This is a genomic window from Arthrobacter sp. 01T419 (genome assembly GCF_056398865.1).
Genome location: NZ_JBFTQF010000003.1, coordinates 99,773 through 120,670, shown reverse-complemented (window position 1 = coordinate 120,670; position 20,898 = coordinate 99,773). Strand labels below are relative to the sequence as shown.

Sequence of the window (20,898 nt, the reverse complement as noted above, 5' to 3'; positions counted from 1 at the left end):
GATTCCCAGAGCCATGCCTTCATTGAAACGAAACCTGGAACTCAACGTGCAAGCGATCCTAGGGGGCATGTTCACAAATTTTGCGGCGCGAGATGCTGGAAAAGTGCACCACGCAATTCAATTCGACGCAGCCGAGAATGGGTCGGACCGGGAGTACGGCGTGAGCCCGGAATTCCTTTGGGGATAGAACGGGCCCGCAAGTGACAGACTCTCACCTTTTCAAGGGTGAGTTCATGAACCAGACGAGCCACAGACTTGTCCCGCCCGGTTGCCGCACGGCATCTGCCTAAAGCAGAAGCTACCGGACTGCGAGTGGACTCCCAATTCCGCGCGGAGACGTCGCCCTGGGTCGGTGTTGCCCAGCTCCAATGTTCTCGTTTCACGTGAAACAGCAAAGGAGTCATCTATCCAAATGGAACATTGGCGCGCAAATGGAACACTGGCGCGATCCAGCAACCCGACTCGGACGCCAAAAGGGACCGTGAGATCTGCGGTACGTTTCACGTGAAACACTGAGTCCTTGATTCCGGTTACGAAATGACGATACCTAGCGGGTTGCCTCCGGCCTGCCAGTAGTGGCCTTGCAGCAACAGGCCTCAGCCAACACCATCCGCCGCGTCCTTCGTGCACTAACCGCACAAACAGAGCATCGCAGGTGGGCATCGATGAGACATCTTCCGTGAGCAGCATTCACCAATCCGAGAGATGGATCTAGATAGGAGAGGACCTCTTGTCGGCGATGGTTGAAGGACGGCCTTGACATAGGAACGCGGAAAGCCAAGAGTCCACCATTTTGGGATCCTCGGGCATCGGTACCGGGGGATTGCGGCCGCGATTGTCTCACGTGAAACGCGCGAGCACGAACTTATCGATATCGACTGCCAGGCCCGAGAGGACTCTGACTGTCTCGATGCAGCGCGTCCCTGAATGGCCATCACATCCGCGCGCGCCCGAAATAGCACCTACTCTACAGCTATACAGCGTCCTACACGGAAAAGTTGCCGCGCATGATGCGCCGACGCCGCACCAGAGGCTTCACCGACGAGGGCTACAGCCCCCTTCGCGGACAGAGGTGGCCGCCAATCCCGAAGAAGACACCCAAGATAAAACGTCCGGACAACCGCTCATCCAGTCCTCCAGCACTCCCGAGTCACAAGAGCCCGAACAAATCTCGACAGTTCTTGAGAGGACCACGTGGTGGATCGGATCGCCAGGACGCAAATACATGGGCGCGTTCCGCCCATCGCGACACCGTACAGCACGCAGGTGTTTCACGTGAAACACCTGCCAAGACAAGGCACTGGAACAATACCGCGACCGCTAGGCAACCGGCACATGTGGCACGTCACCCGCGCTGCAGGGAATAGCCTGCTCCCCGCAGGAAGGCCCTGCAGCAGAGAAGTGCCAAAAGAAGCGCCTGATCGTTCTGACTCAGCACCGGCACGAGCAGCTGGGAATCGAACACAGAAGCGGCGCGCGCCAAGAGCCAAGACGAACAACACGCGCGCAGCAACCGAGACGAACAAAAATGGGGTTTGCTCCCTCAGAAGCAAACCCCATTTCATAGAAATCGGACAGACTAGCCCTCGGCGTCGGGGGACAAGACATCCATGATGCGGTTGAGATCTTCGACACTCGCGAACTCAATGCTGACCCGACCCTTGCGGGCACCCAACGTGATCTTCACGTTGGTGTCCAAACGATCAGAAAGAGACGAAGCGAGGTAATCCAGGCGCTCGTGGCGTGCGTTAGGGCGCGGGATGCTGTTCTTAGGTGGGACGGTAGGATCTTGGTATAGTGCCACGGCCTCTTCAGTGGCACGCACCGACATTCCTTCAGCAACGATCTTCTGTGCAAGACGCTCCATTGCCGCCGCGTCAGGAAGTGCGAGCAATGCGCGCGCATGACCGGCCGACAATACGCTAGCGGCGACGCGCCGTTGAACCAGAGGAGGAAGCTTAAGAAGACGAAGAGTGTTGGACACTTGCGGGCGGGAGCGACCAATTCGATCCGCCAGTTGCTCATGGGTGGTACCGAAGTCCTCAAGCAGCTGCTGGTATGCAGCCGCCTCTTCCAAGGGATTTAGTTGACTACGGTGGAGGTTCTCCAACAGAGCATCGCGCAGGAGGTCATCGTCGTTGGTGTCACGGACGATCGCCGGGATAGTTTCGAGGCCCGCGGCCTGAACTGCCCTCCAGCGTCGCTCACCCATCACCAGCTCATACGGTTCTCCACCCTTTTCGGTTGAGGTACGTACAACAATTGGCTGGAGGACGCCGATTTCCTTGACGGAGTGAACCAACTCTGCCATGTCGTCCTCATCGAAGACGCTGCGCGGCTGCTTGCGGTTGGGGTGGATGTCACCAACGGGAATTTCGGCGAAACGCGCACCTGGAACTTCTACCAGCTCAACCTCAGGCGCTGCCACAGGAGCAGTGTCAGAAACGGAGTCTTCGGCACCATCTGCAGTAGCTGCCTTCGCCGGGGCTGGCTTTGAGCTGGCGGGAGCTTTAGCCGCAGGCGACTTAGCCGCCGGAGTCGCTGCCGCCGTCGAACTCTTGGGCGAAGAACCCCGCGATGGAGAGCTCTTCGCTACCTCAGTCTCAAGCACCCCCGGAATATCCGCCGTCTCTGGTGCCTTGCGCGCCTCGGGAAAGAAGAGATCCACGGGGCGCGATGCCGGAACGCCGTTGCCCGATGCACCAGCCGAAGCGGAGCTGGGAATGAGAGCCCCAAGACCCCTACCCAGGCCTCGTCGCTTTTCGCTCATTAGTATGTCCCTCCGGTGGAATGGCAAGAATGAAGCCCGCCAAGGATGTTGCAGTGATTCAGAAAGTCTAGCGCTCGGCGATTTCCGCTGCGGCTTCCATGTAGGACAACGCGCCGCTGGATGACGGATCATAAGTCATCACCGTCTGTTGGTAACTCGGCGCCTCAGAAATGCGCACAGAGCGCGGAACCACGGCGCCGAGAACTTGGTCCGGGAAATGCTGGCGAACTTCCGACGCCACCTGTGCAGCAAGATTGGTGCGGCCGTCGTACATCGTCAGCAAAATGGTGGAAACGACCAGATCGGCATTGAGATGCTTCTGGATCATTTCGATGTTCTTGAGGAGCTGGCTAAGGCCTTCCAGCGCGTAGTACTCGCACTGGATGGGAATGAGAACCTCGCTGGCCGCGCAAAAGGCGTTGACGGTCAGCAGGCCCAGACTCGGCGGGCAGTCGATGAAGATGAAGTCCAGGCGACCTTCACCGTTCTTCGCTCGTTCCTTCGAATACACATCGATTGCACGGCGCAGGCGCTGTTCACGCGCAACGAGGGAGACCAACTCAATTTCGGCGCCGGCCAGGTGAATCGTGGCCGGCGCGCAGATGAGATTGGGAATGTCGGGGCAAGGAGCCACGACGTCACGCAGTGGCAGGTCATTGATCAGTACATCGTAAATACTGTCAACGTCAGCGTGATGCTCAATTCCAAGAGCGGTGGATGCATTGCCCTGGGGGTCTATGTCGATCACCAGGACATTGAGTCCGGCAGAAGCCAAAGCGGCCGCGATGTTGACCGTCGTGGTGGTCTTTCCCACCCCACCTTTTTGATTGGACACCGTGAAAATACGTGTCTTTTCAGGCTTGGGCAGCTCGCGTCCCACCAGCCGTTCGCGGCGTCTGGTCTCGTTGGCGAGCTGGCGCGCAATCGGACTGGAGTCATCGATGGAGTCCATGACGTTGTCGTCTCCGACAATCAAGGTTTCACGTGAAACAGCGGCATTTGCAACCAAATTCGTGCGCATCAGCGCGGATTCAAACGACGCCGAGGGCGCAGCCATAGCCCGCGCGGACCCCAGGGAAATAAACGGCGGGATCCGCTGCGTGGAGGTTTCGCTACTGCCCACTGTCACACTCTCACTCTCATTCGGCTCTAGCTGCCGTTCTCTAGCTTAACCGCTCGGCTGCGGACACGCGGGACACAGCGCCGAAACTAAGGGATCTTCCGCTGTTTGTTGACGACGATCCTCACCACTGTGGTGGGTTCCTCCAAAAGTTCCTGTCCACAAACCACAACGGATGTTTCCACACCTCCGAGCTTGCGGATGACCTTTGCTGCTTGCTCAATCTCTTCGGCAGCGCTGCGACCCTTGATCGCCACCACTTCGCCTTTGCCGTTAAGCAAGGGAATGGTCAGGCCAGCTAGCTTGGACAAAGCAGAGACCGCCCTCGCTGTGACGACGTCAGCGTTGACCATTCCCACCGCAAGCTCAGCCCGGGTGCGCATGACGGTGACATTATCCAGCCCCAGATCATCCACTACCTCCTGGAGCCAGATAACCCGGCGCTCGAGCGGTTCGATCAACGTGAGTTCAAGGTCAGGACGTGCAATCGCCAAGCACAAGCCGGGAAGCCCAGCACCTGAACCTACATCCGCAACGTGGCTTCCGTGGGCTATGGCCGACTCGATGACGGCACAATTGAGAACATGCCGGCTCCAGAGGCGGGGAACTTCACGCGGGCCGATCAGCCCGCGCTCGGTCCCCGACGTCGCCAAATGTTCTACGTACCGTTGCGCGAGCCCCAGACGGTCACCAAAAATCTTCTCTGCCGCCTGCAATTCGGCTGCCGTGATGTCAACCATGATCCGTTAGTCGGCCGAAACCACAATGTGCCGGCCAGCGCCTTCACCCTCGGACTCGGAAACGAAGCCGAGGTCCGCAACAGCGTCGTGCACAATCTTGCGTTCGTAGGCACTCATAGGCTCAAGGGCCACCGAAGCGCCCGTCTCCTTGACCTTGGCGACGGCGTCTTCGGCAATCTGCTGCAGATCGCCGGCACGCTCTTTACGGTAACCGTTGATGTCCAACACGAGGCGCGAGCGGTTCTCGGTCGCAGACAGTACGGAGAGCCGCGCAAGCTCCTGAAGGGCTTCGAGCACTTCACCGTCGCGGCCCACGAGGCTCTCAAGACCCTCGGAGTCGTCTTCGGCTGCGATAGAAATGTAGGTGCGGCCGTTGCGGATCTCGATGTCGATGTCGCCGTCGATGTCGGCAATGTCCAGGAGTTCCTCGAGGTAGTCTGCGGCGACGTCGCCCTCTTCCTCAAGGCGGCTCACGGAAGAGCTCTTTCCGGTGGACTCGTCCTCAGCGGCAGTTTCTACCGTGGCCTCTGCCAGTTCCTCGGTGGCCCCAGCGGCCGTTGCCTCTTCGGTGCTTTCAACAGACATTACTTCTTCTTCCTGTTCTTACGTTGTGRCTGGATGCGCTGTGCCTTGAGTTCGACGGCGGCCACTTCGGCAGCCACTTCGGCGTCCTTTTTGCCGCCCAGGAGCGGGATGGACGGCAAGCCCTTGGCGGCGCGGCGCTCTGCAAGTGCCTTGGCTGCGGGGGATCCCGGCGTCGGCATGCGGCGGATGACAAAGAACTGCTGGCCCATGGTCCACAGGTTGGTAGTGGTCCAGTAGATGAGCACACCGATCGGGAAGTTGATGCCACCCACGCCGAAGACGACCGGCAGGATGTAGAGCATCATCTTCTGCTGACGCATGAACGGGCTGGCCATGGCCTCTTCGGACATGTTCTTGGCCATGATCTGCTTCTGCGTGATGAACTGCGAAGCGGTCATGGCGAGAATCATCACGATCGACAAGACCCACACCGCCACAACGTCGCCGCCTGCAGGCGTGCCGTGAAGCAACGTCGCAGACAGGGGCGCGCCGAAGATACTTGACTGGTCAAACTGGACGACTTGCTCATGGCTCAGCGCACCGATGCCCTGGCCGGCTTCCTTAGCAGCACTGATGCCGGAAAGCACTTGGAACAGGGCGAAGAAGAACGGCATCTGGATCAGCATGGGCAAACATGCCGAGAACGGGTTGGTGCCGTGCTTCTTGTACAGCGCCATCTGTTCCTGGGCCATAGCCTGGCGGGAAAGCTGGTCGGTCTTGCCCTTGTACTTCGCCTGCATCTTCTTCAGATCAGGCTGAAGCAGCTGCATCCCTCGCTGTGCCTTGATCTGTTTGACGAACACAGGGATAAGGGCGGCGCGAATCACCAACACCAGGCCGATGATGGACAGCGTCCAGGTCCAGCCATTCGCCGCGGGCAGGCCAATGAAGCTCAGGCCGTCGTGGAACCCCAGCATGATCGCGGACACAAGCCACTTGAACGGGGCCAGAATTGTTCCAAAGATGTCCATACGTTTTCCCTATTTCCTCAGGCCGCTGTACGGCGGCCGTCTTCATCAGACCGCACAGCCAGGAACAGGTCCGGGTTGTTCAGTACAACAATTGTGGGCGTCTGGCCCTCGGGCCAGTGGCGATGTCCGGCGGGGACGTGGTCCACGCCGCCGGCGTTCCAGGGGTGGCAGCGCGCAAGGCGCCGCGCTGCGAGCCAGCTTCCCTTGACGGCACCGTGGACCGTCACCGCTTCGAGGGCATAAGCCGAGCAGGATGGGAAGAATCGGCACACCTGGCCGTATAAGGGAGAAATGATCCGACGGTACGTCTTCAACAGGATCATGAGGACGTTGCGCGGCAGCTCCCACAGAAATGTTCCGAGGATCCTCGGAACGACTCTTAAGAAGCGGACGACGGCGGAGCTCAGCTCATGCACGCGGTGTCCCTTCCGTTGTGGTGCCCTGGGTGGGCGAAACAACCCGCGGAGAGGATCCGACGAGCCGTTTCGTGGTCGCCGCCAAGGCGGCGTTGTAATCCGTCAGCAGCTGGTCCCAGCTTGCCGTCGCAGCCGCAGGCAGAGCCCGGACCACAACAGCAAGACCTGTGCCATGCCTCTTGAGAGACAAAGCACCTGCTTCTCTCAGTCTCCTCTTAACGAGGTTCCTGGTCACAGCGTTCCCGACAGCTTTGGAAACAATGAAGCCGATCCGGCTCGGTTCCCCGGCACTGATAGGTGCCGTATATAACACTAAGTTCCGGCGTCCATTGCGGACGCCGGAACGTACAGTTGTTGAAAAGTCGGTTGAAGTCCGTAGACGGTTACGGGTGGCTAGCACCTAGTGACTCGCTTGGGAGACTGACCGACGAGTCAGTTATTTAGGCCGACAGTTCGACGCGGCCCTTGCCACGACGGGCGGCCAAGATGGCGCGGCCGGCACGGGTGCGCATACGAAGGCGGAAGCCGTGCTTCTTGGCCCGACGGCGGTTATTCGGCTGAAAAGTCCGCTTGCTCACGTTAGTTACTCCAGTGGATCAAAGGTGCGCCCACCCGATCAAAAGGGGAAGAACTGGCCGACGCTAAGTTTATTTGTGTATCCGCCGCCGCCCAACGCCGGATTTACCGGAGGTGCGGGTGATCAAAAAGCGGACACATAGGACTTCACAACGTTAGGGCAAAAAGACCCCCCAGGTCAAACCGGGAGCCGCCTTGCCCGCTATCCCCAACTGTGGCTAAGTGACCCCAACAGCCTGTGGATGAAGTGGCTCACAGGGCCCGTTTCAGAACCACAACCGTGTAATTATCCACAAGCATGTTCCCAGCTATCTTCTGGGGTTTCCATCCCCTAGAGTGGCTCAGTAGCCGATTATCCACGGACTGTGCATAACCCTGTGGATTCGGTTTGAAATCCACTCATGGTTTGGACCTTTCGGCTGCCGCAATCCAGGCAAGCAAGCACTCGAGGGAACCAATTGATGACGGTAGACGACGCCAACCACGCCAACACGGTCGGAAGTTCCTGGCGGCGGGTGCTGAGCCTGCTGGAACAAGACGATCGCGTCACACCCCGGCAACGTGGTTTCGTTATCCTCGCCCAGGCGCAAGGCCTGATCGGCTCCACCCTCCTGGTGGCCGTGCCCAATGAGCTGACCCGCGAGGTTCTCCAGACACAAGTCAAGGAAGCCCTCGACGACGCCCTCCGCAGTGTCTTTTCCGATGACATCCGGTGCGCGATCGACGTCGACACGGATCTGGTGCCCATCCACGAAGAGCCGGCCGTCGTCGTCGAGCTTTCTTCCGCAAACGACCTGGCAGTGGAACTGAAGCCCCAGCCCACTCCGCCGAGCACTTCGCACGAATTCGGTCGACTGAACCCGAAGTACGTCTTTGACACCTTCGTGATCGGCTCCTCCAACCGCTTCGCCCATGCTGCCGCCGTGGCGGTCGCGGAAGCACCTGCCAAGGCCTACAACCCGCTGTTCATCTACGGGGATTCCGGGCTCGGCAAGACGCACCTGTTGCACGCGATCGGCCACTATGCCCGCCGGCTCTACAGCGGGATCCGGGTGCGCTACGTGAATTCCGAGGAGTTCACCAACGACTTCATCAACTCCATCCGCGACGACGAAGGTGCCAGTTTCAAGACCACTTACCGCAACGTCGACGTTCTGCTGATTGACGATATCCAGTTCCTGGCAGGCAAGGACCGGACGCTCGAAGAGTTCTTCCACACCTTCAATGCCCTGCACAACAACAACAAACAAGTGGTCATCACCTCGGACCTGCCCCCCAAGCAGTTGGCGGGCTTCGAAGACCGCATGAAGTCCCGTTTCGAGTGGGGCCTGCTGACCGATATCCAGCCGCCGGAACTCGAAACCCGCATCGCCATCCTCCGCAAGAAGGCACAAAGCGAGGGACTGTCCGCCCCCGACGACGCCCTGGAGTACATCGCTTCCAAGATCTCCAGCAACATCCGCGAGCTCGAAGGGGCACTGATCCGCGTCACGGCGTTCGCCAGCCTCAACCGCCAGCCCGTGGATGTAGCCCTCGCCGAAATGGTCCTCAAGGACCTGATCACCGACGACGGCGCCCAGGAGATCACGGCTGACCAGATCCTGAAGCAGACTGCCGAGTACTTCAAGCTCAGCATGGAAGAGCTCTGCAGTAAGTCCCGTACACGCACCTTGGTGACTGCGCGGCAAATCGCGATGTACCTGTGCCGTGAGCTCACGGATATGTCCCTGCCCAAGATCGGCCAGGAGCTCGGTGGCCGCGACCACACCACGGTGATCCACGCCGATCGCAAGATACGCGAACTCATGGCCGAGCGCCGCGTGATCTACAACCAGGTGACAGAGCTGACCAACCGCATCAAACAGCAGCAACGCGATTCCTAAGCGGCCACTACATACCTTATTAACAGGCGCATGTGGATAAGCCTGTGGATACTTAAGGGGACAAGCTCGGTTAATGGGCTTAAAACCCTTAAGGCATCTGTGGATCGTTAAAAACGGCCCTGGGGGTTATCCACGTCCACACCCTGTTTAAAACCCCGTCGCCCACACATCGTGAACAGGCCTTAACCGCGGAACTGCGGGTCCAGAGGCAGTTATCCACAGTTTCCACAGGGGTTATTAACACTACTAATCCCAAAAAAATGAATTCCCTCAAATAACAATCTCCTTCCGCCCGCTGACCGACGCAGCCCGTGGCTGCGTGAACCCCAAGCCAGCAGGCTGGAGATGGGTTAATCCCCGAACTTCCCGCTAAGCTGTCTGCATCGCGTCCATCCTTGGCGCTGCTTTGTAGTTCGCTCACTGCGGACCATGCAGCTTTCGGGTTCCGGGCGCTGGTTTTCGGGGCTCCTGGGGAGTTCCCGGTGGAACACTGGCAGCAGCAATGAAAGGCGGCACCCTTCCGTGAAGTTCAGAGTCGAGCGGGATGTCCTGGCAGAAGCCGTCACATGGACAGCCCGGTCGTTGTCTCCGCGGCCGCCCGTCCCGGTCCTTTCAGGTCTCCTGCTCAAGGCAGAAGCCGGAACCGTGAGCCTCTCGAGCTTTGACTACGAGACCTCTGCCCGTCTTGAGATTCCCGCAGACATCACCACCGAGGGAACAATCCTGGTTTCCGGGCGTCTCCTGGCCGATATCTGCCGCAGCCTGCCATCGGCACCCGTCGAAATCGAAACCGATGGCAGCAAGGTCACCCTCACGTGCCGTCGAAGCAGCTTCCACCTCGCCACGATGCCGGAATCCGAATACCCGCCGCTTCCCGCACTTCCCGCCATCAGCGGAACCTTGCCCGGCGACGCCTTCGCCCAGGCCGTCTCGCAGGTCATCATCGCGGCCAGCAAGGACGACACATTGCCGATCCTCACGGGCGTTCGAATGGAGATCGAGGATGACATGATCACCCTCCTCGCCACGGACCGTTACCGCCTCGCCATGAGAGAAGTACCGTGGAAGCCCGTTACTCCGGGGATTTCCACGAGTGCCCTGGTGAAATCCAAGACCCTCAACGAAGTGGCGAAGACCCTCGGCGGCAGCGGTGACATCCACCTTGCCCTCGCTGATGACGACAGCCGCCTGATTGGCTTCGAAAGCGGCGGACGCACCACCACGTCCCTGCTCGTGGACGGCGACTACCCCAAGATCCGCTCGTTGTTCCCGGATTCCACTCCAATCCACGCAACTGTCCAGACGCAGGAGCTCGTCGAAGCCGTTCGCCGCGTGTCCTTGGTCGCTGAACGAAACACCCCGGTCCGCCTGGCGTTCACCCAAGGCCAGCTGAGCCTTGACGCCGGTACTGGCGAAGACGCCCAGGCGTCCGAGGAACTGGAAGCCCAGCTCAGCGGTGAAGACATCACGGTAGCTTTCAACCCGCACTATCTGGTGGAAGGCCTGAGCGTTATCGAAACCAAGTTCGTGCGCTTCTCCTTCACCACAGCGCCCAAGCCGGCCATGATCACTGCCCAGGCTGACGCCGACGGCGACGACAAGGGCGACTACCGCTACCTCGTGATGCCCGTCCGCCTGCCCAACTAGTCCCCACCGCCACCCTCGCCTCGCAAGTCCCCGCCGGGGAACCCTGGCGGGGTGGGCCCAGACAGTTATCAACCAACGCAGAAAAGAGTTCACACCGTGCACATCGGACTGATCGGCCTTGGAAAAATGGGTTTCAACATGCGTGAGCGCATGCGGAACGGCGGAATCGAAGTCACTGGCTTTGACCGCAATCCCGACGTCGCCGACGTCGCTTCGATCGATGAACTCATCGCAGCCCTTCCGGTGCCGCGCCTGGTCTGGGTCATGGTTCCCTCCGGGGACATTACCGATGCCGTGATCAGCGAACTTGGCGAGAAGCTCTCTCCCGGAGACATGGTGATCGACGGCGGAAACTCACGCTTCACCGAAGACCAGAAGCACGCCGTTTTCCTGGGATCCAAGGACATCCGATTTGCCGATTGCGGCGTTTCCGGTGGCGTCTGGGGCCTGCAGAATGGCTATGGACTCATGGCAGGCGGGTCTGACGAAGACATCGAACTCGCCATGCCGGTGTTCGATGCCCTCCGCCCCGAAGGCGAACGCGCCGACAGCTTCGTCCACGTGGGCGGCGTGGGTGCGGGCCACTACGCCAAGATGGTGCACAACGGCATCGAATATGGTCTGATGCAGGCCTACGCCGAAGGCTACGAACTGCTGGCGGCCAAGGACATCATCAAAGATCTTCCCGGCACCTTCCGCGCCTGGCAAAAGGGCACGGTTGTTCGGTCGTGGTTGTTGGACCTCATGGTCAAGGCTTTGGATGAAGACCCGGGCCTGGCCTCGATCGGCGACTACGTCGAAGATTCCGGCGAGGGACGCTGGACCGTGGAAGAAGCCATCGCCAACGCGATTCCGGCACCCGCCATAACCGCTGCGCTCTTCGCCCGCTTCTCCTCCCGCGAGGATAACTCACCGGCCATGAAGATGGTTTCGGCGCTGCGCAATCAGTTCGGCGGACACGCCACCCGTCCGGCCAACTAGGCCCAGGGCAAACAGCAGTACGCGTGTACCTCGAACATCTTTCCCTCACCGATTTCCGCAGTTACGCGCAGGTTGACCTCAAGCTCGGCCCCGGTGTCACGGTCCTGGTGGGGTCCAACGGCATCGGCAAGACGAACCTCATGGAAGCCATTGGGTACCTGGCCACCCTGAGTTCGCACCGGGTCAGTACGGATGCGCCGCTCTTGCGCTTCGGCACCGAACGGGCTTTGATCCGGGCGAAGCTTGTCCGCGGAGAACAATCAACCGTGGTCGAACTCGAAATCAATGCCGGCCGCGCCAACCGTGGCCGGATCAACCGCGGAAATCCGGTGCGTGCCCGCGACATCCTGGGCATTTGTCACATAGTGCTTTTTGCCCCTGAAGACCTCGCTTTGGTCAAGGGTGATCCGTCCAACCGTCGACGCTTCCTCGATGAACTTCTGGTCAGCCTCATGCCGGTGCACGCGGCGACCCGCAGTGACTACGACCGCGTGCTCAAACAACGCAACGCCTTGCTGAAATCGGCCCGCACCGGGAAGTTCACTGCGGGCCATGAAGCTACCCTCGATGTTTGGGACCAGCACATGGCCCGTGCCGGTGCGGAACTCCTGCATGCACGGTTGGAACTCGTGGAGCGGCTCCGCCCCCACCTCAAGAGCGCTTACGCGCAACTGACGGATGGCACCAAAGAGGCCGGCGCGGTTTACCGCTCCACCATCCAGGGCGTGTTGGACGACGACGGCGGCCCCGCCGAGCGTCTCGACGAAGGTTCGGACGGGGTTGAGGAGCTCCGCTTGCTTTCGGTGGAACAGCTCACCGAGCGTTACATCCAAGCTTTCGCCGCCTCGCGTCGCAAGGAGCTGGAACGAGGGATTTCCCTGGTTGGCCCTCACCGTGACGAACTCGAATTGGTTCTAGGGCAAGCGCCAGCCAAGGGCTATGCCTCCCACGGTGAAACGTGGTCGATGTGCCTTTCCCTGCGCCTGGCCTCCTACTACGTCATGCTCGATGACACGCGGACCGGCGGTTCTGCCCCGATCCTCATTCTTGACGACGTGTTCGCCGAACTTGACGTCCAGCGCAGGCGTAAACTGGCTGCAATAGTGGCCGGCGCCGAACAGGTGCTGGTGACAGCCGCCGTCGACGCCGATATTCCCGACGAACTGGCTGGGCGGCGCGTGAAGGTTGTGCCCGGAGGCATTGATGGAGAAGGATAGCCCCGGCGGACGCCAGCCGGGCAGGGACCCTGACGAGATTGACGCTGCCCAATCGGCCCTGAACCGGATGCGCGAAGCGGCCGCTGCACGTGGCGAAATCCGGCGTGCTGCGCCCCGTGCCGGTGCCGCTGCGAAACGGAAAGGCGCCCGTGATACCCGTGGATTCAGCCAATTCCACGGCACCGGCCGGGACCCCCTTGGCTTGGGGAAAGTCGTCGGGAGGCTCGTGGCCGAACGGGGTTGGACTACTCCTGTAGCTGTGGGCTCCGTGATGGCGGAATGGGACGCCTTGGTGGGACCGGAAATTTCCGCGCATTGCACCCCGGAGAGCTTTACCGACACCACGCTCCACGTACGTTGTGATTCCACGGCCTGGGCAACGCAACTCCGGCTTCTCAGTACCAGCCTCTTGGAAATGTTCCGGAGGGAACTCGGCGATGGTGTGGTGACGTCCATCCAAGTGCTCGCGCCAACTGCACCGAGCTGGCGAAAGGGCGGCCGGAGCGTCAACGGACGGGGTCCCCGGGATACCTACGGGTAACTTCCTGGGCGGCCCGTGCCGGCCGGTTTCCTTGAACGGCGCACAGGGGCGAGAAACCTCCCCGGACCGTATAGCTCCCTAGAGGGTGCTCTTTTGACGGCTTGCAGATGGGGCCAGCGGCCTCCCACAGGTACATTCGTGGGCATTCGGGCCGGGTTTTGCAAGGAACTGCGCTCAGTCACGATAGAATCGGCATAGACAACTGGGCGCCGGTGAACGTTGATTGGCTCCGCTTAACAGCAATGTGAAAGCGGATCCGCCAGTCGCGAAGTAGCCGGCGTTAGCAGTGACGTCCCTGTTGGCGGCTGCCGTATCCCGTGGTGTGTCCTGACGGACGTGCTTCCTTGGTGCGGTGACGGCCGGCGACCATCGAGTACAGAGGAGTCGAAAGCGCCTGTGGCTAACGACAATGCAGAGACCTTGGCAGTAGAGCCCGCGGAAGGGAATGCCCACACGCCTGATACGCCCGCGGAGGCCAAAGGATACGGTGCGAGCGATATCACCGTACTTGAGGGTCTCGAGGCGGTGCGCAAACGCCCCGGCATGTACATCGGATCCACGGGCCCACGCGGTCTCCATCACCTGGTGTATGAAGTGGTGGACAACTCGGTGGACGAGGCTCTTGCCGGTTACTGCAGCCACATTGAGGTGACCCTTCAGGCCGACGGTGGCGTGAAGGTGGTGGACGACGGCCGCGGCATCCCGGTGGACATGCACCCCACTGAGAAGAAGCCGACTGTTGAAGTTGTCATGACCATCCTGCACGCGGGCGGCAAATTCGGCGGCGGTGGCTATGCCGTGTCCGGTGGCCTCCATGGCGTGGGTATTTCCGTTGTCAACGCACTTTCGCGCAGGGTAGACACCGAGGTTCGTCGCCAAGGCCACGTCTGGCGGATGACTTTCGCCGACGGTGGCAAGCCACAGGGTGGACTCGTCCAGGGCGAAGCAACGGACCAGACCGGAACGTCGCAGACGTTCTACCCGGACGGCACCATTTTCGAGAGCACCGATTTCGATTTCGAGACGCTCCGTGCACGCTTCCAGCAGATGGCCTTCCTTAACAAGGGCCTGCGCATCACGCTTACGGACGAGCGTCCTGTGGCAGGGGTAGGCGACGATGACCTGGATCTTGACGCAGTTGCTACTGACGGCGAAGTGGCGGCAGAACACCGCACGGTCGTCTACCAGTACAACGATGGCCTGCTTGACTACGTCAAGCACCTCAACTCGAGCAAGAAGGTAGACATCGTCCACGAGGACGTCATCGCCTTCGAGACCGAAGACATCGAGCGGCACATCGCCGTCGAGGTCGCGATGCAGTGGACCACAGCCTATTCCGAGAGCGTTCACACCTACGCCAACACCATCAACACGCACGAGGGCGGCACCCACGAAGAAGGGTTCCGCGCCGCGATGACATCCCTCATCAACCGCTACGCGCGCGAGAAAACCATCATCAAGGAGAAGGAAGACAACCTCACCGGTGACGACATTCGTGAGGGACTCACAGCCGTCATCTCAGTGAAGTTGTCCGAACCCCAGTTCGAAGGCCAGACCAAGACCAAACTGGGCAACTCCGAGGTCAAGGGCTTCGTCCAGCGCGTGGTCACCGACCAGCTTGGCGACTGGTTGGAACGCAATCCCGGACCGGCCCGCGACGTCATCCGCAAGGCTGTCCAGGCTGCCCAAGCCCGCATGGCTGCCCGCAAGGCCCGCGACAACGCACGTCGCAAGAGCCCCCTGGAGTCCTTCGGCATGCCGGGCAAACTGTCCGATTGCTCCTCAAAGGACCCCGCGCGCTGCGAGGTCTACCTCGTGGAGGGTGACTCCGCCGGCGGTTCGGCCAAGCGTGGCCGAAACCCCGAAACCCAGGCCATCCTGCCGCTGCGCGGCAAGATCCTTAACGTGGAACGCGCACGCCTGGACAAGGCCCTCGGCAACAATGAAGTCCAGTCCATGATCACGGCCTTCGGCACGGGCATCGGCGAGGACTTCGACATCTCCAAGCTGCGGTACCACAAGATCGTCCTCATGGCCGATGCCGACGTGGACGGCCAGCACATCACCACGCTGCTCATGACACTGCTGTTCCGCTACATGCGGCCTCTGATTGAGAACGGCTACGTCTACCTGGCCCAGCCGCCCCTGTACCGCATCAAATGGTCGAACGCCCCTCACGACTATGTCTACAGCGACCGTGAACGTGACGCCAAGCTGGTCTCCGGCCAGGCCGCTGGCCGCCGAATCCCGAAGGACAACGGCATCCAGCGCTACAAGGGCCTCGGTGAAATGGACTACACCGAACTCTGGGATACCACCATGGACCCGGACCACCGCACCCTCCTGCAAGTCACCATGGACGATGCCCTGGCGGCGGACCAGACCTTCTCCGTACTGATGGGTGAGGACGTGGAGTCGCGCCGGAACTTCATTCAGCAGAACGCCAAGGACGTCAGGTTCCTGGATATCTAGAGACTTCAAAGCCTAGGAATATTCCAGAACTGACATATACCTGAAACGGAAATCATAAACTATGAGTGAAGAAACACCCGAGGTTCCCGCCGAGTCGGCCGGCATTCCGGAACCCGTACTAGAGGGCGATGTGCTGACCGACCGCGTAGACCAGGTGGACCTCCAGACGGAGATGCAGCGTTCCTACCTGGACTATGCGATGGCCGTTATTGTTGGCCGCGCGCTTCCGGACGTCCGCGACGGCTTGAAGCCGGTTCACCGTCGGGTGCTCTACGCGATGTTCGACGGCGGCTACCGCCCGGACCGCTCCTTCAACAAGTGCGCCCGCGTGGTGGGCGAGGTCATGGGCCAGTACCACCCGCACGGTGACACCGCGATCTACGATGCCCTGGTCCGCCTCATCCAGGACTGGACCATGCGCTATCCGCTGGCGCTCGGCCAGGGCAACTTCGGTTCCCCGGGCAACGACGGTGCCGCAGCTCCGCGATACACGGAAACCAAGATGGCCCAGCTGGCTATGGAAATGGTCCGTGACATCGACGAGGAAACTGTCGACTTCCAGGACAACTACGACGGCAAGAACCAGGAACCCACCATCCTGCCGGCGCGTTTCCCCAACCTGCTTGTCAACGGTTCCTCCGGCATCGCCGTCGGTATGGCCACCAACATTCCGCCCCACAACCTCCGCGAAGTCGCAGACGGCGTGCAGTGGTATCTGGCCAACCCGACGGCCAGCCGTGAAGAGCTTCTTGAGGCATTGCTCGTACGCATCAAGGGTCCGGATTTCCCGACCGGTGCCACCATCCTGGGCCACAAGGGCATCGAGGACGCGTACCGCACGGGCCGCGGCTCCATCACGATGCGCGCTGTGGTGAACGTGGAGGAACTCCAGGGCCGCACGTGCCTGGTGGTCACCGAACTGCCGTATCAGGCCAACCCGGACAACCTGGCGATTAAGATCGCCGAACTCGTCAAGGACGGCAAGATCCAAGGCATCGCGGACCTCCGCGACGAGACGTCCGGCCGCACCGGACAGCGCCTGGTGATCGTCCTCAAGCGCGACGCCGTGGCCAAGGTTGTGCTCAACAACCTCTACAAGCACACCCAGCTGCAGGACAATTTCGGTGCCAACATGTTGGCGATCGTCGACGGGGTACCCCGCACACTGAGCCTGGACGCCTTTATCCGGCACTGGGTGACCCACCAGATCAGTGTCATTGTCCGGCGGACCCGCTACCGCCTGCGTAAGGCCGAGGAAGAGGCGCACATCCTGCGCGCGCTTCTCAAGGCCCTGGACATGCTGGATGAGGTTATCGCGCTCATCCGAGCGTCCAACACCACTGAGGCCGCCCGCGACGGCTTGATGGGACTGCTGGATATCGACGAGCTCCAGGCCCGCGCCATCCTCGACATGCAGCTCCGCCGGCTCGCCGCATTGGAGCGGCAGAAGATCCAGGACAGGCATTCCGAGCTTGAGGCGATGATCACGGAGTTCAACTCGATTCTGGCCTCCGAACAGCGCCAGCGCGACATCATCAGCCAGGAACTGGCTGAGATCGTGGCCAAGCATGGTGATGACCGCCGGACCCACATCCTGATGGGCTTCGACGGTGATATGTCCATGGAGGACCTCATCCCCGAGGAAGAAGTGGTGGTCACCATCACCCGCGGCGGATACGTCAAGCGCACTCGCAGCGACAACTATCGTTCGCAGCAGCGCGGCGGCAAGGGCGTCAAAGGTGCCCAGCTTCGCGGCGACGATGTCGTGGAACACTTCTTCGTCACCACCACGCACCACTGGTTGCTGTTCTTCACCAACCTGGGCCGCGTGTACCGGGCCAAGGCGTACGAGCTTGCCGAGGCCGGCCGTGACGCCAAGGGACAGCACGTGGCAAACCTGTTGGCCTTCCAGCCGGACGAGCACATCGCCCAGGTCCTTGACTTGCGCGACTATGAGCAAGCCCCGTACCTGGTGCTCGCCACCAAGAACGGCCTTGTGAAAAAGACGCGCCTTGAAGATTACGACACCAACCGCACCGCGGGCGTGATTGCCATCAACCTTCGGGATGAGGACGAGCTCGTCTCGGCGCAGCTTGTGTCCGAGACAGACGATCTACTCCTGGTTTCCCGCAAGGGCCAGTCGATCCGCTTCACGGCCACCGACGAGGCACTGCGCCCCATGGGGCGCGCTACCTCGGGTGTGACCGGCATGAAGTTCCGCGAAGACGACGAACTCCTCGCCGCCGACGTCGTTCAGGATGGCTCGTTCGTTTTCGTGGTGACCGAAGGCGGGTACGCCAAGCGCACCGCCGTCGAGGAATACCGGCTCCAGGGCCGTGGCGGACTGGGCATCAAGGTTGCCAAGCTTCAGGAAGAGCGTGGCGATCTTGTCGGCGCGCTGATCGTCAACGAAGAAGACGAAGTCCTGGTAGTCATGGAGGGCGGCAAGATTGTCCGCTCCGCCGTGGCCGGTGTTCCTGCCAAGGGCCGCGACACCATGGGCGTCATTTTCGCGAAGCCGGACAAGAACGACCGCATCATCGAAGTGGCACGCAACAGCGAACGCGGCCTTGATGGCGAGGAAACCGACGACGAACAAGGCGATGGCGCTGACAGCGACTCAGCCGTCAATAGTGTCGAAAATCCTCTTGGAGGACCGTCCGAGGCGGCCAATGACGTAACGTTGGCTGCAAACGGCGGTGCCGATGAGGCGACCGCAACGGCCGAATCGGGATCGGCCGCGGGATCCGCTAATGGGTCCGGCGTCGAGCTGAACGAAGACAACACCGGAGGTAACGAGTGAGCAATTCGGACTCATATCCCAAGCCGAGTACGGGTGTCCCTGGAGGATTCCGGCAGCCGTCGGCCACTCCGCGGGTAGACGCACCGGCCCGTCCCCAGCAGCGCCCGGCGGCATCTGCTTCAAGCCCGGCAGGAACCGGCGCGGAAAGGGTCCCGGGCCAGCGCCCGGCCGTTCCCGGCCAGCGGCCTGCACAGGGTCAGCAGCGCCCCGCAGGGCAGCGCCCAGCCGTACCTGGCCAGCGGCCCGCACAGGGTCAGCAGCGTCCGGCCGCCGGGACTCCGGGTCTTGTGAAGCCGGCACCGAAGGCAAAGGTCCGCCGCGCCCGCCTTCTGGTCAGCAAGGTTGATCCGTGGTCGGTGCTCAAGATGGCATTCCTGCTGTCCGTTGCCCTGGGCATCGTGACGGTGATTGCCGCGATCGTTCTCTGGACCGTTCTGGACCTCACCGGTATTTTCAACCAGGTGGACAGCCTCCTGGGCACGCTGGCAGGTTCGGAAAGCGGTGGCTTTGAACTCAAGAAGGTCGCATCGCTCGGACAGGTTGCCTCCTTCGCCACCATCATTGCCGTCGTGAACGTGGTCTTGCTGACCGCCCTCTCCATGCTGAGCGCGGTGCTGTATAACATTTCGGCAACACTCGTCGGTGGCATTGGAGTGACCCTCACCGACGACTAGCCCAAATCCTCGCAAAGAGGGGGAAACTGCTGGAAAACAGTGGTGAAAATACCTCGATTTGAGATCGGGCCGGGATGTGCTGTAAAGTCATGTCTCGGCCCGAAGAGGTATCGGGGCGTATAGCTCAGGCGGTTAGAGCGCTTCGCTGATAACGAAGAGGTCCCAGGTTCAAGTCCTGGTACGCCCACGGAACCTGCACAGGTTTTGCTCAAGGTTCGGGAAACCGAACCGGAATGGGGTGCGTGTGAAGAAGTTGCTCATAGTTGCAGCTGCGATCGCAGGCGTCCTGCTCTACAAAAAAGTGCAGGAATCCGAAGCCCGGAAAACAGTCTGGAGCAAGGCAACCGACACGGTTGACTAGCCAGGACGCCCGGTCTGGACATGGTGAAAACCATGGAATGATCTGCGGTAGTATGGATGGGTTGCTTCTTATGGGGGCATGGCGCAATTGGTAGCGCACCTGCTTTGCAAGCAGGGGGTTCGGGGTTCGAGTCCCCGTGCCTCCACCATAAGAAAGAGTCCCGGTCAGAAATGACCGGGACTCTTTGCTTTAACCACTTCACTAAGGTTGAAATGTGAATTTCATTGTTGCTGCTTTGGGCGTGCTTGGTGTCGCATCATCCGGACCCCTCATCGCGGGAACGCTTGGCGCCACGTCTGTCACGGCACTGGCTATCGCCTTCTGGCGGAACGCAATCGCCGCCGTCGTCATGGCTTCGCCGGTCCTGATACGCGAACCCCGCCAGTTCCGGGAGGTCACCCGTTACGAGTTCACGTGGTCCGCCGTCGCCGCCGTCGCGTTGGCCTTCCACTTCGCGTGCTTCATCACGGCGCTTCAGTTGACGTCCGTTGCCGCCGCGACCGCCCTGGTGTGCTTGCAGTCGGCGTGGATCGCGGTTTTCCAGCTCCTTCGCGGCACTCGGCACCGTTGGCCGGTCCTGGTCGGCTTGGGCATCGCTCTGGGCGGCGTCGCGGCCATTACGGGCTTCGATATGGGATCTTCGCCCAAAGCTTTCCTTGGTGACGTCCTGGCCCTCGGTGGAGGCGCTTTGGCCGGACTGTATACCTTGGCCGGAGGAAAGGCACGCAAGAGCATGGGGACCGGGACCTACACGACGCTTTGCTATGGGATCTGTGCGGCCATTGTTGCCGTTCTGGCTCTCGCCAGCGGCGAGCCGCTTGTAGGGTTCGACGCCGGAGGCTGGGTGGGGATTGTAGCCATCACCGTGTGCGCACAACTGGTTGGCCACACCGCCTTCAACCACCTTCTCGCCACGATGAGCCCGCTGCTTGTCTCCATGATCATCCTGCTGGAGATTCCCGGCGCAGCCCTTCTTGCCGCGATCTTCCTGCATGAGACCCTGCCTGCCGGGACCTATGCGGGGCTAGCCTTGATCCTGGCCGGACTCGCCGTCGTCGTAGCTGGTCAGCGGCGCGGCAAGGCCGCCGAGGGCAAGATCGCCGAGCTGGGCACTGACTGAGCCCCGGTACGGCTGGCGCGG

General features: G+C 61.0%; 18 protein-coding genes and 2 tRNA genes. 12 read left to right on the top strand and 8 right to left on the bottom strand.

The window, feature by feature from the left end; translation table 11 throughout:
* Positions 1–1,579: 1,579 nt before the first annotated feature.
* The 8 genes from AC1DLO_RS06555 to rpmH form a co-directional block, all read right to left on the bottom strand.
* Positions 1,580–2,770 carry a ParB/RepB/Spo0J family partition protein gene (locus tag AC1DLO_RS06555; protein WP_476888872.1) on the bottom strand — a complete coding sequence of 397 codons (1,191 nt, stop codon included), beginning with the start codon at positions 2,768–2,770 and terminating at the stop codon, positions 1,580–1,582.
* Between the two features lie 67 nt (positions 2,771–2,837).
* The gene (locus tag AC1DLO_RS06550) at positions 2,838–3,893 is read right to left on the bottom strand and encodes a ParA family protein (RefSeq protein ID WP_476888871.1); all 1,056 of its coding nucleotides are present in this window, start codon (positions 3,891–3,893) and stop codon (positions 2,838–2,840) included.
* A gap of 86 nt (positions 3,894–3,979) precedes the next feature.
* Positions 3,980–4,630, bottom strand: a complete 651-nt coding sequence (rsmG, locus tag AC1DLO_RS06545; RefSeq protein ID WP_184741284.1) for a 16S rRNA (guanine(527)-N(7))-methyltransferase RsmG — start codon at positions 4,628–4,630, stop codon at positions 3,980–3,982.
* A gap of 6 nt (positions 4,631–4,636) precedes the next feature.
* A complete protein-coding gene (locus AC1DLO_RS06540; RefSeq protein WP_184741283.1) occupies positions 4,637–5,215 on the bottom strand; it encodes a Jag family protein in 579 nt (192 codons plus the stop codon).
* Complete coding sequence (yidC, locus tag AC1DLO_RS06535) at positions 5,215–6,186, bottom strand: membrane protein insertase YidC (protein WP_476914433.1); 972 nt, start codon at positions 6,184–6,186, stop codon at positions 5,215–5,217. Before yidC ends, AC1DLO_RS06540 begins: the two co-directional genes overlap by 1 nt.
* A gap of 17 nt (positions 6,187–6,203) precedes the next feature.
* On the bottom strand, positions 6,204–6,602 hold the full coding sequence (yidD, locus tag AC1DLO_RS06530; RefSeq protein WP_476888870.1) for a membrane protein insertion efficiency factor YidD: 399 nt from the start codon (positions 6,600–6,602) through the stop codon (positions 6,204–6,206).
* Positions 6,595–7,002, bottom strand: a complete 408-nt coding sequence (gene rnpA / locus AC1DLO_RS06525; RefSeq protein ID WP_476888869.1) for a ribonuclease P protein component — start codon at positions 7,000–7,002, stop codon at positions 6,595–6,597. The genes yidD and rnpA overlap by 8 nt, the downstream gene beginning before the upstream one ends.
* A 40-nt stretch (positions 7,003–7,042) precedes the next feature.
* On the bottom strand, positions 7,043–7,180 hold the full coding sequence (gene rpmH, locus AC1DLO_RS06520; RefSeq protein ID WP_011776797.1) for a 50S ribosomal protein L34: 138 nt from the start codon (positions 7,178–7,180) through the stop codon (positions 7,043–7,045).
* A gap of 459 nt (positions 7,181–7,639) precedes the next feature.
* Here rpmH and dnaA point away from each other — a divergent pair, with 459 nt between their 5' ends.
* The 12 genes from dnaA (at position 7,640) to AC1DLO_RS06460 (ending at position 20,877) form a co-directional block, all read left to right on the top strand.
* Complete coding sequence (gene dnaA, locus AC1DLO_RS06515) at positions 7,640–9,061, top strand: chromosomal replication initiator protein DnaA (RefSeq protein ID WP_476888868.1); 1,422 nt, start codon at positions 7,640–7,642, stop codon at positions 9,059–9,061.
* Between the two features lie 522 nt (positions 9,062–9,583).
* Complete coding sequence (dnaN, locus tag AC1DLO_RS06510) at positions 9,584–10,708, top strand: DNA polymerase III subunit beta (protein WP_184741278.1); 1,125 nt, start codon at positions 9,584–9,586, stop codon at positions 10,706–10,708.
* Positions 10,709–10,804: 96 nt separating this feature from the next.
* Positions 10,805–11,689 (top strand): phosphogluconate dehydrogenase (NAD(+)-dependent, decarboxylating), encoded by an 885-nt coding sequence (gnd, locus tag AC1DLO_RS06505; protein ID WP_476888867.1) that lies wholly within the window; start codon positions 10,805–10,807, stop codon positions 11,687–11,689.
* Between the two features lie 23 nt (positions 11,690–11,712).
* A complete protein-coding gene (recF, locus tag AC1DLO_RS06500) occupies positions 11,713–12,906 on the top strand; it encodes a DNA replication/repair protein RecF (protein ID WP_476888866.1) in 1,194 nt (397 codons plus the stop codon).
* Positions 12,893–13,447 carry a DciA family protein gene (locus tag AC1DLO_RS06495; RefSeq protein WP_476888865.1) on the top strand — a complete coding sequence of 185 codons (555 nt, stop codon included), beginning with the start codon at positions 12,893–12,895 and terminating at the stop codon, positions 13,445–13,447. Before recF ends, AC1DLO_RS06495 begins: the two co-directional genes overlap by 14 nt.
* 396 nt (positions 13,448–13,843) lie before the next feature.
* Positions 13,844–15,919 carry a DNA topoisomerase (ATP-hydrolyzing) subunit B gene (gyrB, locus tag AC1DLO_RS06490; RefSeq protein WP_476888864.1) on the top strand — a complete coding sequence of 692 codons (2,076 nt, stop codon included), beginning with the start codon at positions 13,844–13,846 and terminating at the stop codon, positions 15,917–15,919.
* Positions 15,920–15,980: 61 nt separating this feature from the next.
* Entirely contained in the window at positions 15,981–18,722 is a 2,742-nt protein-coding gene (gyrA, locus tag AC1DLO_RS06485) for a DNA gyrase subunit A (protein WP_476888863.1), read from the top strand.
* Positions 18,719–19,396, top strand: coding sequence for a DUF3566 domain-containing protein (locus tag AC1DLO_RS06480; RefSeq protein ID WP_476888862.1), 678 nt, complete (start codon positions 18,719–18,721; stop codon positions 19,394–19,396). Before gyrA ends, AC1DLO_RS06480 begins: the two co-directional genes overlap by 4 nt.
* A gap of 113 nt (positions 19,397–19,509) precedes the next feature.
* Positions 19,510–19,583, top strand: a tRNA-Ile gene (locus AC1DLO_RS06475).
* 57 nt (positions 19,584–19,640) lie between these two features.
* Complete coding sequence (locus AC1DLO_RS06470; RefSeq protein WP_311770615.1) at positions 19,641–19,757, top strand: DLW-39 family protein; 117 nt, start codon at positions 19,641–19,643, stop codon at positions 19,755–19,757.
* Between the two features lie 72 nt (positions 19,758–19,829).
* Positions 19,830–19,905: transfer RNA gene (locus AC1DLO_RS06465), tRNA-Ala, on the top strand.
* A 66-nt stretch (positions 19,906–19,971) separates the two neighbouring features.
* Positions 19,972–20,877: a DMT family transporter gene (locus tag AC1DLO_RS06460; protein WP_476888861.1), complete on the top strand. Its 906-nt coding sequence runs from the start codon at positions 19,972–19,974 to the stop codon at positions 20,875–20,877.
* Positions 20,878–20,898: the final 21 nt, after the last annotated feature.